General features: G+C 38.6%; 7 protein-coding genes. 5 read left to right on the top strand and 2 right to left on the bottom strand.

Translation table 11 applies throughout. The features are described 5' to 3' along the window. Window positions 1-246 precede the first annotated feature (246 nt). Window positions 247-1719: a glycoside hydrolase family 32 protein gene (locus MXE38_RS03015; protein WP_246911146.1), complete on the bottom strand. Its 1473-nt coding sequence runs from the start codon at window positions 1717-1719 to the stop codon at window positions 247-249. A gap of 150 nt (window positions 1720-1869) precedes the next feature. Further along, the gene (locus MXE38_RS03010; RefSeq protein ID WP_246911145.1) at window positions 1870-3138 is read right to left on the bottom strand and encodes an oligosaccharide MFS transporter; all 1269 of its coding nucleotides are present in this window, start codon (window positions 3136-3138) and stop codon (window positions 1870-1872) included. A 5792-nt stretch (window positions 3139-8930) separates the two neighbouring features. Here MXE38_RS03010 and MXE38_RS03005 point away from each other — a divergent pair. From MXE38_RS03005 to MXE38_RS02985, 5 genes are all read left to right on the top strand, one after another. Next, complete coding sequence (locus tag MXE38_RS03005; RefSeq protein WP_246911144.1) at window positions 8931-9878, top strand: LacI family DNA-binding transcriptional regulator; 948 nt, start codon at window positions 8931-8933, stop codon at window positions 9876-9878. A 1084-nt stretch (window positions 9879-10962) separates the two neighbouring features. Next, entirely contained in the window at window positions 10963-12219 is a 1257-nt protein-coding gene (locus tag MXE38_RS03000) for a multidrug effflux MFS transporter (protein WP_246911143.1), read from the top strand. 449 nt (window positions 12220-12668) lie between these two features. Next, the gene (locus MXE38_RS02995) at window positions 12669-13442 is read left to right on the top strand and encodes a thioredoxin domain-containing protein (protein ID WP_246911141.1); all 774 of its coding nucleotides are present in this window, start codon (window positions 12669-12671) and stop codon (window positions 13440-13442) included. Window positions 13443-13652: 210 nt separating this feature from the next. Then, window positions 13653-14108, top strand: coding sequence for a hypothetical protein (locus MXE38_RS02990; protein ID WP_246911139.1), 456 nt, complete (start codon window positions 13653-13655; stop codon window positions 14106-14108). Window positions 14109-15018: 910 nt separating this feature from the next. Next, window positions 15019-16083, top strand: a complete 1065-nt coding sequence (locus tag MXE38_RS02985) for a sugar-binding protein (RefSeq protein WP_246911138.1) — start codon at window positions 15019-15021, stop codon at window positions 16081-16083. Window positions 16084-16319: the final 236 nt, after the last annotated feature.

Genomic DNA, 16319 nt, shown 5'->3' with positions numbered 1-16319 from the left:
CCTATAGTTCCAAGCTACTATTCCTTGCCGACTATTTCTAATCTTATAATCATGTGGCGCTTATGAGCCCTTCATAAACTATAGAAGCATCTTAGCAATTACCAATTACCAATAGCCTGGGGCAGAGCTTAAGAACCTACAAAGTGAAAATTAGCCCAAATAATACAAAAATGGCTATAGCACCTAAAAGGAGATAGTCTTTTAGGTAGCTATAGCCATTATCCTAGGATGAACTTATTTGGATTCTTATTTGAACAAAGGAGCGTTGAATAAAGGACGCTCTAAGTCATATACAGTAAGGCCCTTGAAGCTTGCCTGACCATTAGTAGCATAAATGCTAATGGAGTGATCAGTGCCAAAGAAGTTAGTGGTCATAGCATCGTGGCCATCATCGATAAAGACCTCAATTGAGGAATTATCAATAAAGATCTGTAACTTATGCTCCTCGTCCCAGCTAATAGGTAGGGCACGGTAAGAGGTAGCATTTAAGTCTAGACGGAAGAGGGTTAAGGTCTTAGTCTGACGATCTACATAGAGACGAATAGAGTTGCCAATGGCAATACCATACTGCTCAGCATCGTTATCAGAAGGCTTAAAGCTAAAGTTGAGCTCAGTAGCGCTATTGTTGCTAATAGCCTTAATAGTTGACTTTAAGGTGCAATCAGCATCGCTATACTCAGTCTTAGCTAAGCGTAAGGACTCTACCTCACGAACAGGCTTCTGATAAATGTGGCCATCCTTAAAGGAGATTTCACGTGGTAAGGTTAAAGCGCCGCACCAGTGCTCTGGGTAATTTAAGAATGGAAGCTTCCACATGTTCATCCAAGCTAAAACAATACGGCGACCATCTGGGGTGCCAGTAGACTGAGTAGCATAGAAGTCGTGGCCGTGGTCAACTTCGTAAAGCTTGGTATCTGGAGTAAAGCTCTTGCCATCAAAGGAGCCAGACTGCCAGGAGTTTACAGAAGGGTTTTGACGGTTGTATCCTTGTGGAGCCTGTCCCATTGGGGAGGTGGCTAAAATCCACTTGTTGTCATTTACCTCAAAGAAGTCTGGGCACTCATACATAAAGGCATTGTCTTCCATCTCTTTAATAATAGAGACAAAGTCCCAGTTTAATAAATCTTTAGAGGTGTAGTGGCGAATCTCACCGGCGTTTTGTAAATTGCAAACACCAAAGATCATGTGGAATAGACCAGTGTCATCTTTCCATACCTTTGGATCACGGAAGTGAATAATACCTTCCTCTGGCTCGATAACTGGGCCGATCTTCTTAAAGTGAATGCCGTCTTCACTAACAGCTAAAACCTGTACCTCACGGAAAATGGAGTCATCGCCAGCTTCAACAAATACATGGTGGCCAGTGTACATAATGTAAAGTTTGCCATCATGTTCAATAGCAGAACCTGAGAAGCAACCGCTAATATCAAAGTCCTCAGAAGGTGCTAAAGCTACTTCTTGGTGCTCCCAATGAATTAAATCAGTTGAAGTGGCGTGGCCCCAGTGCATTGGGCCCCACTTTGAATCATAAGGGTAGAACTGGTAGAAAATATGATACTTGCCTAAAGCATAGCAAAAGCCATTAGGATCATTAATCCAGCCATAAGGTGCTGCTAAGTGGAAGTTTGGATAAAAGCGCTTATTAACTTCATTAGCATGCTCTTTAATATAGGCATTAGCCTTAGCAAGTGCCTCTTGATGCTTGGTTTGGTCTAACATGGCAAACTCCTAAATCTAAAGATATAAAGTAAAAGTCGGTCAGTCAGTCATTATTACAATTAATTTTACAAAAGTCTGTATATGTAAATAATGACAAAAGAAAAGCCCCTAGTAAGTAATAGTAAATACTTAACTAGGAGCGTTGGAGCTTTAGATATTGCTCTCTGAGGTGCCTTCTAAGGTCTTATTGGATAATAAGAAGAAAGACAAGATGGTGGTAACAAGTACTAAGCCAGACATCATTAAGTAGGTATTACCAAAGCCCATGGAGTCATAGAAGTAACCAGCGATTGGGGATAATGCAGCTGAAATAATTTGGCCTACCATGATAAAGGCTACTAAGTATATAGTGGATGATAAAGCAGGATTGAAGCGAGTAGTAATGTACTTAAAGAAAGAAACAATTACTAAAGGAACTTCTGGAGCGTGTAAGAGCTTGATAGCGGAAATTGCTAAAGGAGACTCTACTAAACCAGAACCACCGATACGAATGAACATAATGGTACCAGCTAAGAGTAAACCATTCTTAGCGCCAATCTTATTAACTACGAATGGAGCAGCAAAAGTACAGGCAGCCTCTAAGAACACTTGAGAAGAGTTTAAGAATCCATACATACGGGTACCTTCAGCAGCATCTTCGAACTTAGAAACAAAGAATACTTGGAATTGCTGATCATAAACGCCGTAGATTGAAGAGCCTACTACATAAATAATTACTGCCCAGAAACCGCCATGCTTAGCTAAGTTGCCTAACTCGCTAAAAGAAGCCTTTTTCTGATCATTGCTCTCGTAGTTTTCAAGCATCTTCTTAGAGTAGTCATTGGCAGTATTTAATAAAGCAAGCAAGATTAAGAAGATAACACCAGCAACAGATGAAATGATGAAGTTGTAGTGTGGATCGATGTTAATCAAGATACCAGTAATAGCAACAGCTGAGGCCCAACCTAAAGCACCAGAGGTACGTGCGTGACCAAACTCAAAGCCTGCAACACGACCAAAACGCTCAGTATAAGACTCTAAAGCACCGATACCAGCATTAAAGGCAAAGCCCATATATAAACCGATAGCAACGCCACCAACTAAAACGTTCATTCTTAAGAGTGGCTCAACAACGAAAATATAGTAAGGGCCACATAAGCAAAGAAGTACGCCAATTACAGTTAAAAGATGACGACGTAAGATTAATTTGTCCTGAATCATGCCATAAACTGGAGATAGGCATAAAGCAGTCACAGAGAAAACAGCATAGGCAAAACCAATTTCTGAGCCTGAGAGTTTAAAGAATTCTTTTAGCCAAACAGCTAATAAGGAATAACAACCTGCCCAAGAAATAAAGAAGAAATATAGCATTAAGGAAAGAAGGTAGAATTCTTTGCCCATATTGCGCATAACAGCAAAGAAAGAAGGCTTGCCAGTCATCTAGTAGTCCTCACACAACAACAGCTACAACAACAACCGAAAATTAATATTCAAAAATTGTTGTTAAAAGAAACATATATGCAACAAATGTAACATTGCAACAACGCTCAATATAATGCAAAAATACTAAAAAACTTTCAAGAAATATTTCATATATTGTGACCTACATCAAATAACTTTTAATGTAAATGACATTGATATTTACGGGATTGTTGATTGATTTGTACTGTTGCAAATATATTAAAAACCTTGGTAACAATTGAGTTTATAGAGTTATAACGATGAAAAAATTAACAGCTCTATCTAGTAAAATTAGCATCCGCTCAATGCAACAAAATGCAAAAAATCAATAATGGATTGTAAATATGAAACATTACATTGCCCACAAATAAAGTTCACAGCCAAAATCTACCCCGCACCATCTCAAGCAGCACCAGTGCCCTGTGTCCTGAGCCCAGTGTTCAGCGCACTGAGTACTGTGCCCAGCGTAATGTTCCTGGTACCCTGCTAAAAAAAACAGGCCTATACATACAGCCTCAGACAATCACTCCAACTCTTCATTCCTAGCCTTAGCATAAGCACAAGCACAAGCATAAGCTCACGCACAAGTGACAGTATCATCTGCGGCTTATCAACAAAGTGAATTAATAGTAAGTAGCAGCAAACCTACGCATGACTATTACCCTGATTAAAAATCATTGCAAGATTACATTACAGTCTTTGCCCCTTATAAAGTGATCTTGATTATTAACAGGCTCGACTAGCACTCAATCAAAATCGAAGCTGAGAGTAAAAAAGTTAAAGCTCTCTAAGAGCTGCTTTGGTATGTAGCTAACTTACTAATAGCTGCTTAACGAAATGAGACTAAAAGGGTCAGTAGTAGTAGAAGTATGTGAAGCTGTGTTGGGATCTTTGAAAAGCTGGTCAGATAGGTACTGGGAAAATATATAGAGCTAATCAAAGGAAGCTGTGCTTTGCAATGTTGCAGCTCTCTAATAGTTCCTTAGATATTTAGCCAACTTACTAATGGAGGTATGCCTATTGAGGCTAAAAGGAGCAGTAGAAGTAGGTGAATCTGTGCTGAGCTCTTTAAAGGCTGGGGCAGGCGGGCAGGTAGGTACTGATACTAAAAATGATTTACTGCTTTAAAGTTTATAGAGCTAATGCTGCTTTGATTTGTATTGAATCGAGGGGAGAGGCTGCATTATTAGAGCTAAAACTGCTTATAGATTGTTACAGTATTTTTGATTGTTGCTAATGAACGTGGGATATGCTTGGTATCAAGCATAGTGCATAGGTAGGGTGGCATTGGTCTTGGTCTTGGTCTCGGTTTTAGCTTTAGCTTTGAGTGTTAGCTTGGATTTTGCCAGAGAATAGTGGTGGCAAAGCTAGTTTGCTTACAGATGCTTAATGGGTGGAGGTTTGATAGGGTTAAGCTCAGTGAAGCTAGGTACTTTTATTAAAGTTACTTTATAAATATGTTTATTAATAGATATATTTGGATATAGTTAAGAGTAGGGGATGCTTAAGAAGAGACTGTTACATTGTTAAGTAACATTTTATGAGCTAAATCTATTGTAAATGAGCCATTTAAAGGGAGATTTTAATAAGGTCAGATACTGAAAATAATGTTTAGAGTTGCAGTGTAGTGGTAATTTTGTCTAAATATTGCAAATTTGACCGTAAAACTTAGTAAATGAGACAGTAAATGGCTATTAAATGCGCTTTTACAAATCTTTAGACCTTATTTATTTCGTGTGATTAAAGTAAGGACTAGAGCATATTTTTGACAAATAATTCGTTTTACTTGTAATGTTGGCAAGCCTTGATTTATATCTAGAAAAATAGTTATTTAGGGGTAATTTACCCATTTAATCTAGGTTTTAATAATCTTTTATAATGCTTGTATGACAAGTTCGATGAAGATTCACTTACAAAGTTCATTTTGTAGCTATGTTACAAAGCCCATAAATAAAGCAAAAGCATTACCAAAAACATAATCAATAAAAAAATATAAAGTTTTAATAGAAATTAAGCTCTTTTTATGAGAAAGTATATATATGATTTGTGACGGCAGAAGTGTGAAACAAAGTTTTGCTGCTCATACTCTAAGAGGAGAGTTGAGCGTTGAAATTTTGCAGAGCACGTTATTACTGTTCTAGCAAGTCTAGGAAGATAAGGGAAACCTTGCTTCCGATTTCTATAAAGCCTCTTCAATGGCGGACCTTTTAATTAAGGAAAGCCAACAGAGTAGTTAGAGTGCAACGTGAGCCATAACTAGGTATGTGCGTAAGCCTATTATGGTAAGTGCTTCAAAAATCGGAGCTCTAGTATTCTGGTCCTGGTTTGGAGATGAGCAGTAGCTAAGCCCTCACGAGATAGGGAAATGGTGCTGTATAAAGGCAGAACATTCGTGTTATTAAGACTGAGAAGAAAGTACTAGCTTCGATGTTAAGGTAATATGCTTGATGTATAGTCTTTTTCATATACATTCTGGGACAGGAGGCTTTATCGAGAAAAGTCTTCTTTGTTGTCATATGCTTTTACATAAGCTGAATAAAAAATTATGTCAAACAAACGATTAAAACTGCCACTATGCAAAAATTGCAGTAGTTTTAAATCGCTATAAAAATAATAGAGCTGGTCTCTATTTTTTTTAAATTTTCCTGTTGTATCTATTGCTTGGCTTTCTGTGTCTCAAAACTAGCAAAGCTCTTTTCAATTATTATTCTGACTCTTAGTCCTTCACTTTCCTGCCTATTTGTCCAAGTAAAACCCTTAGCCTAATCACTTGCCTGCTTATTAACGCAAGTAAAATCTTAGCCATTTCAAATCAATTGCCTCCTAGATCTTTGCTTGAGCAATGCTAGGGGAAAGTACAGCTTGTCTCAATAGACCAAATCCATTTTCATCAAAGATACGAGCGCAAAGAGTAAGTGCTCTAAGGGGGCCTACAGTTGCTTGATGTTTAGGTGTTGAGGCTTTGTCAAAGCCTTAGGGTAGGGCTAAAGCTCAGCTGGGGCTTTCTATGTTAATAAAGGTTTAGCTATGGCGCTGACCTACAGCTAAGAGCCATACCATTTGGATTAAAGCTCATCAAGTAATATGGGCTAATGCTGGGTAAGTGCAATGCGTAGCTTTAAAACATAGGCAAATATATGAGCCTAAGAAGGCGGGCATAAGAGAGAGCGCCTAATAGGCCTAAGTGGCATAAGCTACCATGTAATAGCAAGTATTTACCCTAGACTCATTTTCTTCGTTGCTCTCAAGCCATTATGAGTGTCATAGCTAATAGGGCAAAAAAAGAGAATAGAAAATGATAGGGTTGGTGGGGGTGATTGGATTGGATGTTGTTAAGTAGCGGAAAAGATGGGAAAAATTAGGAACCCCTAGTACCTAACCTACTTTGTACTAGGGGAGCCAAGACTACGTTGCGCAGGATCGCAGACGTTATCTTTTGGCCAGAACAAGTGGTGTTCTTAATCTAGCCTAAGGCGCAAATGCTCGTGTTAGTCGCCAATTGAGGTGTTGAGCGCCTCTAATCTGGAGAGCAGTTAATATTAGGTAGCAAAGCTACCTCTTATTGAACGAGTTATTCAGTGATCCTCAACAACTCTATTTAAATAAGAACCTTACCTTCATAAACAGCAACAACTGGGCCTCAGATTTAGCGTATGAGGAGGAGTTCCCAGCTTTAAGGGAGCGCATTGAACCAGTACGCTTCCACGCAACTACTTTTTGGTTTTTCGATGCTGCGCTATGCAGCTACCTAAGGCAAGCAGGTCAAAAAGCGTTGCAATAAGGTTCATATCAACTGTGCCAGCTGCTTTAACATAATTACAGAACCAGACATTGCCCACCCTGTGTTAAACAAATACCTCAGCTTGGAGTGCTAATATTTAGAGCGCCTATACAAGGCCTGCTAATGCTCGCAACTAGCGCCGAAGCAATGAATAATGCAGACAGTGAACAACAAACTAATACGTCCTACAAGATTAAGTGCATTATGCTCAGCCCTATTTCGATCTCAAGGAATGAAAAAAGGAGCAATGCCAAGAACATAATTAAGATAACGCCGCTTAAATTAGCGATACTTACTTACTCTTAAAGGATATTGTTTAGTTCTTGTACCCACCACAAAGCCTCAATAAGTTATGCAGTACAAATTAAGTTAAAGCATATTAGAAATCCTAAAATAGCTTGCTCTGCATTTAGGATTTCGTAGCAGCACGGACTGCTATTAGTAGTTTCTCACTAATCTCAAGGACTGGAAATTATGAAACCTCATTCATACACTATTCTTAGCGTTTAATGCACTAATAGGCAAATAAAGGTTAGCACTAAGAGTTTTATGACTTGGTGTACTAAATCATAAACAGCCAGTCAATACCACACAAAAATCGGACACCATATGCTTGATATAATTAGCAACCGTAGCAGCTTTGCAGTTTAAGTTAAAGACAACAATGACTAAAACTTACTTTTAAAGCTTGATTTAAGGGGGTATTACTACTATCCAGTTTCTTATATTAAAAATAAGAAACCACTTGAGTAGTGTCGGTTACAGCCTGCTAAAAGAGCAATGAAGCACTTGTTTAAGCTATAACCTGTGCGTTATTTATAGTGTCATTTATATTGACATATGCTCATTAAAAAAGTTCCAAAAAAAACCAAAGATTTTTTTGACACTAGACAATAACAAGCTCACTGCCCATAAAACAGGGCCGTGGATACGCCAATTAAGAAGCTTAAGTACAAATACTTCTTGCAAAACTTCACTAAAAATAAATATTACTAGCGAATAACTAGCTCACACATGCATAAGTATATAATTTGCTAAGGATAAGAGAAAGTTATTTTTATTAATTTTTTTTAAACTTAGCGCCTGAAACACGGCGATCTTTAAAAAAATAATGTCTGCTTGTATCCAAGCATCAAGGCTGCTTCTATTATGATCCTAGTTGCTATTTCCTTGCTTGTATGACAATTAGATTAAATAATAATTAAAATTAGGTTAATTGAGTGGTCTAAACAACGCTCATGCTGTTGTATATCTGATAGTTTTTACCTATGTGCTGTAATTGCAATTTTGCAATTATTTGATCTGTTTTGCATTAATAATTGCATTTGTTTGGCTAAAAGCTCTTAGACATGGTATTCTTATGGCGCACTACTATGAATGCATAAGCTATTTTTCAGGGCTTAGATATTTTCTTCGCTTACGATCTAAGTTTCTTTGCTTGTATTGAGGGATGGCTTAGCTCGTATATGAGCTATAGCCCTAACTTTAGGGATGTGCAAGATATAGTTTTATGCTTCTTAGCATACCTTAGGAGGTTCTAAAGAAATTGCTCATGAATATAGGGATAGATTCAAGAGCAAAAAAGTAGCTGGTGACTAACTGCCACAGTTGGGCTTTTAGCGCCTTAAGGTTGCTTTTAACACCAAATCAATCGATAACAGATAATTTTGTTATCGATATTGCAAGGCGCTTTTTTAGGTTTGGTGCTCTTTGGGCTCTTAAGGTTAGTGCTTTTTTTAGATAACCAACTGATACTATGGTTTGCTATTTTTATTTAGCATTTCTTTTCTAAAAAGCATCATGAATCCTGATTCTAAAATAATGCAAAAGACTTGTTCTTTTGTATATTTTGGTATGCCTATATGCTTCATTTTTGTAGTTGGTTCTTAATAAGATTTTGTATCTGTAGAAATATATCTGTATTAAGGTGAGCTCTTCACTTTGGTAAAGATTTTTAGCACTATGATTAAGTTAATAAGAGGACGTCACAATGGGTAAGGTATCTCAAATTGCCGAAGTGGTAGGTGTTAGTGCAGCTACTGTCTCTCGTGCGTTGTCTCGTCCTGAAATGGTTGCCAAAAGCACTCGCGAGCGTATTTTAAATAAAGCTAAAGAGTTAGGCATCGACGTGCCTATGTCTCGATCTGTAGGTCAGGGTCAAGGCATGCTTGGCGTAATTGTGGCTGATTTAAATAATACTTTCTCCGCAGGTATTTTAAAGTCCATTACTGCATTAGCTCAAGACGACGGACTTCAAGTGCTCTTAGGTGTTACTAATGAAAATCCATCACTTGAGCGCAAGATTATTGCGGATATGAATCAAATTCCTTTGTATGGCATGATTGCTATGCCTACAGGAGCTTCTACTATTCCTTTGATTGAGTGCCGTAATGTGGTTGCTGTAGACCGTCCATTTGTTGGTCGTGACACTAAGTGTGCTTTAATCAATAATGAGAAAGTAGTAAAGATTGCTTATGACCATTTAAACTCTAAAGGCCATAAACACATTGTATATTTAAGTGGTAAGTCCACTTTGTATACTTTCAAAGAGCGTCTTAATGCAGCTCAGGCCTATGATAATGTAGAGTGTATTGAGCTTGATGCTTTAGAGTATAACGATCTTTATACCAAGGCTTTTGAGATCACTAATATTCTCTTAACCCGTCATTCTGGTAAGCCAACTGCTATTTTAACTTCCAATAATGCCATTACCTCTGGTGTAGCATATGCTCTATCATTACGTAATGTAGTAATGCCACGAGATATGGCTTTGGTGTCAATTGGTGATCCTGAGTGGTGTCGCTTCTTCCCAACACCTATTACTACAGTTAAGTTGCCAGAAGATGAGTTAGGTGCAGCTGCTTATGAAATCTTAAAGCGCAATGATGTTAAGTGCCGACTCATTGATCCAATGCTCTTACCTCGAGCATCTAGCTAAGCTTAAACTTAAATTTACGCAATTTGGCAAAAGGCTATCTTAGAACCTAAATGTTGCTTTAGGTCGGGATAGCCTTTAGTTTTTTTAAATAACTATTTTGGTGCACTTTGATAATTAAGCTCATAGTGATTGCGTATTTTCTAGGGGAAAAGTGGTTTGCTATATGGTTTTTATATTGATGCAATTGTGCCCTAGATTTGTTCTTATCTAAGACAAGATTAGTCATTTTCATTTTTTTAGCTATAATAGGCGCTCAAGTTTAACTTTAGATACCTTTCTAAAGCGGCTGTAGTCGCTTTTATTGCACTGAGTTCGAGAATCTTTGGTATCTGCTCCCACTTGCCAGGCAAGTTTTGCTATGTGGCTGATATAGCCTTAGTAAACTAGAGCTAGCAATTGGACGGACTTAAAGATTCTATTACTTAAGCTCCTTTCTTAATTTTCTTTAACTCCTTCCTTTTAGTTAACTCCTAGTTCTTATCTTGATTAGCTAACTTATTTGCAAGATTCTCTTTTATTTAGTATGAAAACTTTACAGCTCTTAAGGGCTGGTTTTGATACTACAACGCAAGCAGCTTTGGTGTGTGTCTGACATTTTATTAAAAGTTGCTTAGTTAGATATTGAGGTTTACTGCTCGATACGAGTATTCCGACCTTAGTTCATATAGCCGCTATATTAGGCCATAGTTTGGCTAACCTAAGCCAAGATAGGCCTTTGCTGGCGTAGGCACAGCGATGTTCTCATAAGTAAAAAATGCTGTCATTGGTTAGTGTGTATAGGCCCAAATAGGTCTAAGCCCAGGTCAACGTACTGTCTTAAGCTCAGATCTTGATAATGAATCTGGCTAAGGCTTTGCTAAGGCGCACTACTAAAGCCAATAGTAGGTCTATAGCTAAGCCCCTTGGGTTGAACCATGGCCCAGGCCCAGGCTAAAGCCTGGGCTAAAGCTAAGGCACAGTCCTGGTCTGGCTCAGGCCAAGGCCGGGTCTTAGGCAGAGCATGGGCTTGATGGTTTGAGTTTTATCACGCTGTAATAAGACATGGCTGTGTCATTAGACGTTTAAAAAACAGAGTTAGAAAATAATGGACAATCAAAACAATCAACAGTCATCACAAGAGCAAGAGGTAGTTGGAACCTTAGACAAGGTTAGCTGGTTAGTAATTGTAGTTTTAGGTATGCTCAGCGCTTTTGGTCCAATTTGTACTGATATTTATTTACCTGCTATACCAACTATTACCAAAGAGTACATGACTGATGCTTCTACTATGCAGTTAACTTTGACTGCATCTTTCTTTGGTCTGGCTATTGGTCAGTTAATTATTGGCCCACTATCAGATTCTTATGGTCGTAAGAATCCTTTATATATTTGCTTAGTGATCTTTATCCTATCTTCATTATGGTGTGCTTATGCCGCCACTATTGAGCAGCTCATTATAGCAAGATTGTTCCAAGGTTTATCTGGTGCTAGTGGTATTGTATTATCTCGTACTATTGCTTGTGATATGTATTCGGGTCGAGAGCTTACCAAGTTCATGTCTCTTTTGATGACTGTTAATGGATTAGCTCCAATTTTAGGCCCTATAGTTGGTTCTGGTATTGTCTCAATCTGGGCTTGGCCTGCACTTTTCATTTTCTTGGTAGGATGGGGCATTTTGATTTTATTTAGCTCAATTACTGTCTTGCCTGAGACTTTACCAAAAGAGAAGCGCTCTACTCATTTGGTGGCTACTATTAAAAGCATGTTAATGGAGCTTACTAATGCTCGCTTTCTCTTAATGAGCTTAGCTCTGTCTTTTGTGATGGGTGCTTTCTTTGCTTATTTAGCAGCCTCTCCTTTCATTTTCCAAAATATTTATGGTCTAAGTCCTTTAGGTTACTCCATCGTTTTTGGCATTAATGCTTTTTCTATTGCGGTATTTGCCAATCTATCTGCCTTTTTAACCAAGTATTTAAAAGAAAAGACCTTAGTGTTCAGTGCAATGTTTATTCAGCTAACACTATGCATTGTTTTCATTACTGTAGTTAGTTTGCAGATCGACAATCTTTACATTATTGCCTTTATATTGGGCTTATTTGTGTCAATGATGGGCGCAGCCCAGGCTGCGGGTTTTGGTATTGTAATGGGCTCTCGTATTGGTGGTGCGGGCGCTGCTTCTGGAATTTTTGGCGTGCTTAACTTTGTTTTTGGTGCCATTACCTCACCGTTGGTGGGCTTAATGGGCGATCAATCTATGATTCCTATCATTATTACCATGACAGTGTGCTCTATTATGTCAATTTTGTGTTTTGCCTACGCACATCGCTTCCATGGTGGACAGCTACACGAGCTTAAAAACTAGAATCAATTGCTTTTGTAATTACAGATTTTTCTAAAGAAGACAAAAGATGAAGCCATCTTGGAGCTATCCAAGGTGGCTTTTTTGCAAAAAAAATGAGAATTTCTTTATTTCAGTGGCATTAGGGGCTATTTAATTAACAAATTTTCGTTAAAATATGTGTTGATTTGCTGATTATTAATAATAGGTCGCATTTACCTTGTAAGGTTTAGTTTGTGGCAGCGATCTAAAGAAAGCAAATTATGCTGCTCTTATTAGAGTTTAAGAACAGCTCAAATTAAAACAAATGTTATGTTGTGTGATAGTAGAATCAAGCAACAAGCAACAGACAAGTCCTAGTAGAGGCAGGAAGACAGTTCAGTTCAGTAATCTTTATGATTAGTTGGGTTCTTCCTTAAAATATTAATTGCTCTGTTGTTTGGTTCTATTATTGCTTTGGACTAGGGGGCACTATGCTCAAATTTTTATCTAACAAGAAGGTTCTTACCACTACCCTAGCATGCCTCTTAGGCTCTTCATTACTTTCCACTCAAGTTTTAGCTGCTGATAATAAAGACACTTTTTCAGATCAGCAAAAGGTTTATATTGAGTCAATTATTCATGATTACATTGTTTCTCATCCAGAGATTTTAGTTGAAGCAGCTAAGGCCTTAGAGGCTAAGCAGGCTCAAGGTCAGCAAGCTGCCTTAAAAGAAGCTGTAGACTTCTTTATTCAAGATAAGAATACCCCAGCCCGTGGTTCTCGCTCGGCAAAGAACTATGTAGTTGAGTTCTTTGATTACAACTGCGGCTATTGTAAGGTAGTTCGTCCTCTTACCAAGGAATTACAAGAGAAGCATGATGTAGTTATTTACTACGTTGAGTTGCCAATTTTATCTCCTTTGAGTGTTAAAGCTTCTGCTATTGGTTTAGCTCTCTATCAACAAGATGCTCAAAAGTATTTTGTATACCAAGATGAGCTCATGCAGCCTAAGGTAAAGATTACCTCAGAAGATCAAATTAAAGCGGCAGTTAAGAAGGCTGGTGGCAACTACGATGCCTTAAGCAAGGCTATTAATGATAATAAAGTCATTCAAGAGTCTTTACGTAAGAACATGGAAATTAGCCAACAAATTGGTGTTCAGGGTACACCTTTCTTTATTGTTAATGGTCAAGTGATCCGTGGTGCGGTTAAAGACTATGCTACTTTTGAGCAGATCTTAAAGGATAGCCAAGCTAAGAAATAATTGCTCTTGCTAGCTATTTTCTTAAGCACAATATAAGTTGCCAGATAGGAGGTACTACAGTATCTCCTATCTTTGTATATGACCACCACGAAAATCTGGAGTTTGCTCAGCTACAGCTAAGCGGCAGCTGCACTGCCGCTGCTGCAAAGCTAAGTTTAGGTGCAGCGCAGCTGACTTTACAAAAAAAGGTACACCCAAGGGATTGTTTTTATGGACTGGTATTTAATTTTGGCAATTGCCATTCCTTTTTTATTTGTTATTGGTGTGATTAACAATGCCATTAAAGATCAACGCAAATTAGAAAATGGTAAATTACAAGGCTTTTTACGTAAGAGAGTAGGTAAAAGTGATCAGCCTTATGACGATGAGGATGATGACTGGGGCGTAAAGGCACGCCAAGACCTTAAAAAGGCTGTAGAGGAAACCTCATCAAGTAATCAAGCCAAGGTGCTTAAAGGCGCTCAGCACGATGGCGATAATAGTAATATTGAGCCAGGGCAGGAGCTGAAGCAGGGGCTAGGGCAAGAGCATAGTAAACAAGATCGTATGGTTAGTGACCTAAGCCAAAACAACCCATTGAGCAATAAAACTGTAGGTAACTTTAAGCCCTTGGGAGATACCAAGGCTAAGAATGCCTCAGATTACTTTGCTAATTATTACAAGTAGTCATATAAGCCATAAAACGAGCTAGTTCATTTTCCGCGATGGAGTTTGAAACTTCTGTTTTATTTGAGCAAAGACAATTACGACACAGCAGGATTTAGTTCTCAACCTCCTTGGCGTGTTTACAAGGTAAAGTCTTAGGCAGACGATGTGCCATGTGCCATGTGCCATGGGCCATGGGACTTGAGCGGGGCGCTTGAGCTGGGCGCTTGGTATGATGAGGTGGCCTGAAAAGATAGCTGATGAGGATGAGGTTGAGCCAAATCTTTTGGAAGGGCGAGCGCAGGGATGTGCTCGCCTTTTGCGTTTATGATGGTGCGTAGTTGGTACTTATAAGTGTGGAGAGATATTGGCAGGCTTGTGCTTGTATCTTTTGGCGGTTGCTTGTGCCTTGATTGTGATAAGAGAGTGTTGCTTGGGGCGTGCGATAGTTGAGCGAAGAATAGGGAATGGTGTTGCAACTACAAACGGTTGCAGGGTGGACTTGCGTACGCTATTGGTAGTGGGCTAATGGGGATGAGTAATAAACGTTAAAAGTATGTAGCTATTACTTTGATATTAGTATATTCATATCTATTTTAAGCGGTAGTTTGAGGGTAATTGCTCAAGTAAGGAGCATAAGATCAAGATGGATTTTATAAAATCATGATTTCTTGTATGTTGGATCACAAATTTAACATTCAATTTGCAAGAAATTATCGATTTTGTTTAACTTTGATTTATCATTAACTTGTGCTCGAGCACAAAAAGGCTATTTTTCAAGCTTTTTGGAGCTCGCAAAAGTTTACCACCGTAATCATTATCCACTTTTATTTGATAATTTTAGATGCACTTAGGATTGTCACTGCATCTTATCAAACGGTGTTTCTTGTGATTGTTTGCAATTTGAACATTGCATAATGAGGATAAAACTATGAAGTTAAAGACTACCGTTAGCGCATTATGTGCTGCCGTTTTAGCTGTTACTTGCTGTGCTTCTTCTGCCTACGCTGCTAAAGTTGGTGTTTCTATGCCAACTCAGTCTTTACAGCGTTGGAATCAAGATGGTCAGAATATGAAGGCCATGTTAGAGCAATCTGGTCACACTGTTGATCTCCAGTACGCAGGTGATAATGATATTCCAACTCAGGTAAACCAAATTGAGAACATGATTGCCTCTGGTTGCGATATCTTAGTTGTTGCTTCAATTGACGGTTCTGCTTTAACTGAAGTTTTAAAGGGTGCTAAGGAAAAGAACATTCCAGTAGTTTCCTATGATCGCCTCATCATGAACTCTGATGCTGTTTCCTACTATGCAACCTTTGATAATACCCGTGTAGGTAACTTACAAGGTCAATATATTGCAGATCAATTAGATCTTGAGAATGCTAAAGAGACCAAGTACATCGAAATCTTTACTGGTCCTACCGATGACAACAACGTAAACTTCTTCTTCGGCGGTGCTATGGAAGTATTAAAGCCATACATCGACTCAGGCAAGCTTGTTGTTAAGTCTGGCCAGACTACTCGTGAGCAGTGTGCTACCTTAAACTGGAACCTCGAAGAGGCTCAAAAGCGTATGGAGAACTTAATTTCCTCCATCTCTTATGGTCCAGAGGATGTTCAGCTTGATGCTGTTTTAACCCAAAATGATGCCTTAGCTTGCGGTGTTGTAAATGCCTTATTAGCTACTGGTTATGATGCTTCCAATATGCCTGTAATTACTGGTCAGGACTGCGATAAGCCAGCTGTTAAGAACATCGTACGTGGCTACCAGGATATGTCCGTATTCAAGGACACCCGTATGCTTGCTCAACAAGTAGTTGCTATGGTTGACTCTATCGATAAGGGTGAGAAAGTAGAAGTTAACGATACTACCACCTATAACAATGGTACTGGTGTAATTCCATCCTACCTCTGTGAGCCAATTGCTGCTACCAAGGATAACTATCAAGCTTTATTAATCGATTCTGGCTACTACAAGGCTGATGAGATCTAATAAGCTTCTAAAGCTTCATACCTTTTAAATTAGGTATTGCTAGGGTAGGTAGGCACAACCAATTAGTCTACCTGCCTTGGCTAATGAATGTTCTATAAAGCCCTCTTGTTACCTCTATGTCATTAGGGCTTTAGTTTTACGCTCAATTAACTACAAACTGCTGCCTATCATTTCCTCAATCTTTATTTTTCCGCCCCAAGACCTTAAGTGGTCTAATTTTTAGCAAAGCCTCGTGT

The organism is Anaerobiospirillum sp. NML120448, assembly GCF_023050945.1.
Taxonomy (GTDB): Bacteria; Pseudomonadota; Gammaproteobacteria; order Enterobacterales; family Succinivibrionaceae; genus Anaerobiospirillum.
Note: the sequence above shows the minus strand (reverse complement) of the source record. Positions and strands in the feature narration are given on the sequence as shown.

Coding starts and splice junctions, on each gene's coding strand:
- MXE38_RS03010 (WP_246911145.1), bottom strand. CDS start 3,138: ATGACTGGCAAGCCTTCTTTCTTTGCTGTTATGCGCAATATGGGCAAA.
- MXE38_RS02995 (WP_246911141.1), top strand. CDS start 12,669: ATGCTCAAATTTTTATCTAACAAGAAGGTTCTTACCACTACCCTAGCA.
- MXE38_RS02990 (WP_246911139.1), top strand. CDS start 13,653: ATGGACTGGTATTTAATTTTGGCAATTGCCATTCCTTTTTTATTTGTT.
- MXE38_RS03005 (WP_246911144.1), top strand. CDS start 8,931: ATGGGTAAGGTATCTCAAATTGCCGAAGTGGTAGGTGTTAGTGCAGCT.
- MXE38_RS03000 (WP_246911143.1), top strand. CDS start 10,963: ATGGACAATCAAAACAATCAACAGTCATCACAAGAGCAAGAGGTAGTT.
- MXE38_RS02985 (WP_246911138.1), top strand. CDS start 15,019: ATGAAGTTAAAGACTACCGTTAGCGCATTATGTGCTGCCGTTTTAGCT.
- MXE38_RS03015 (WP_246911146.1), bottom strand. CDS start 1,719: ATGTTAGACCAAACCAAGCATCAAGAGGCACTTGCTAAGGCTAATGCC.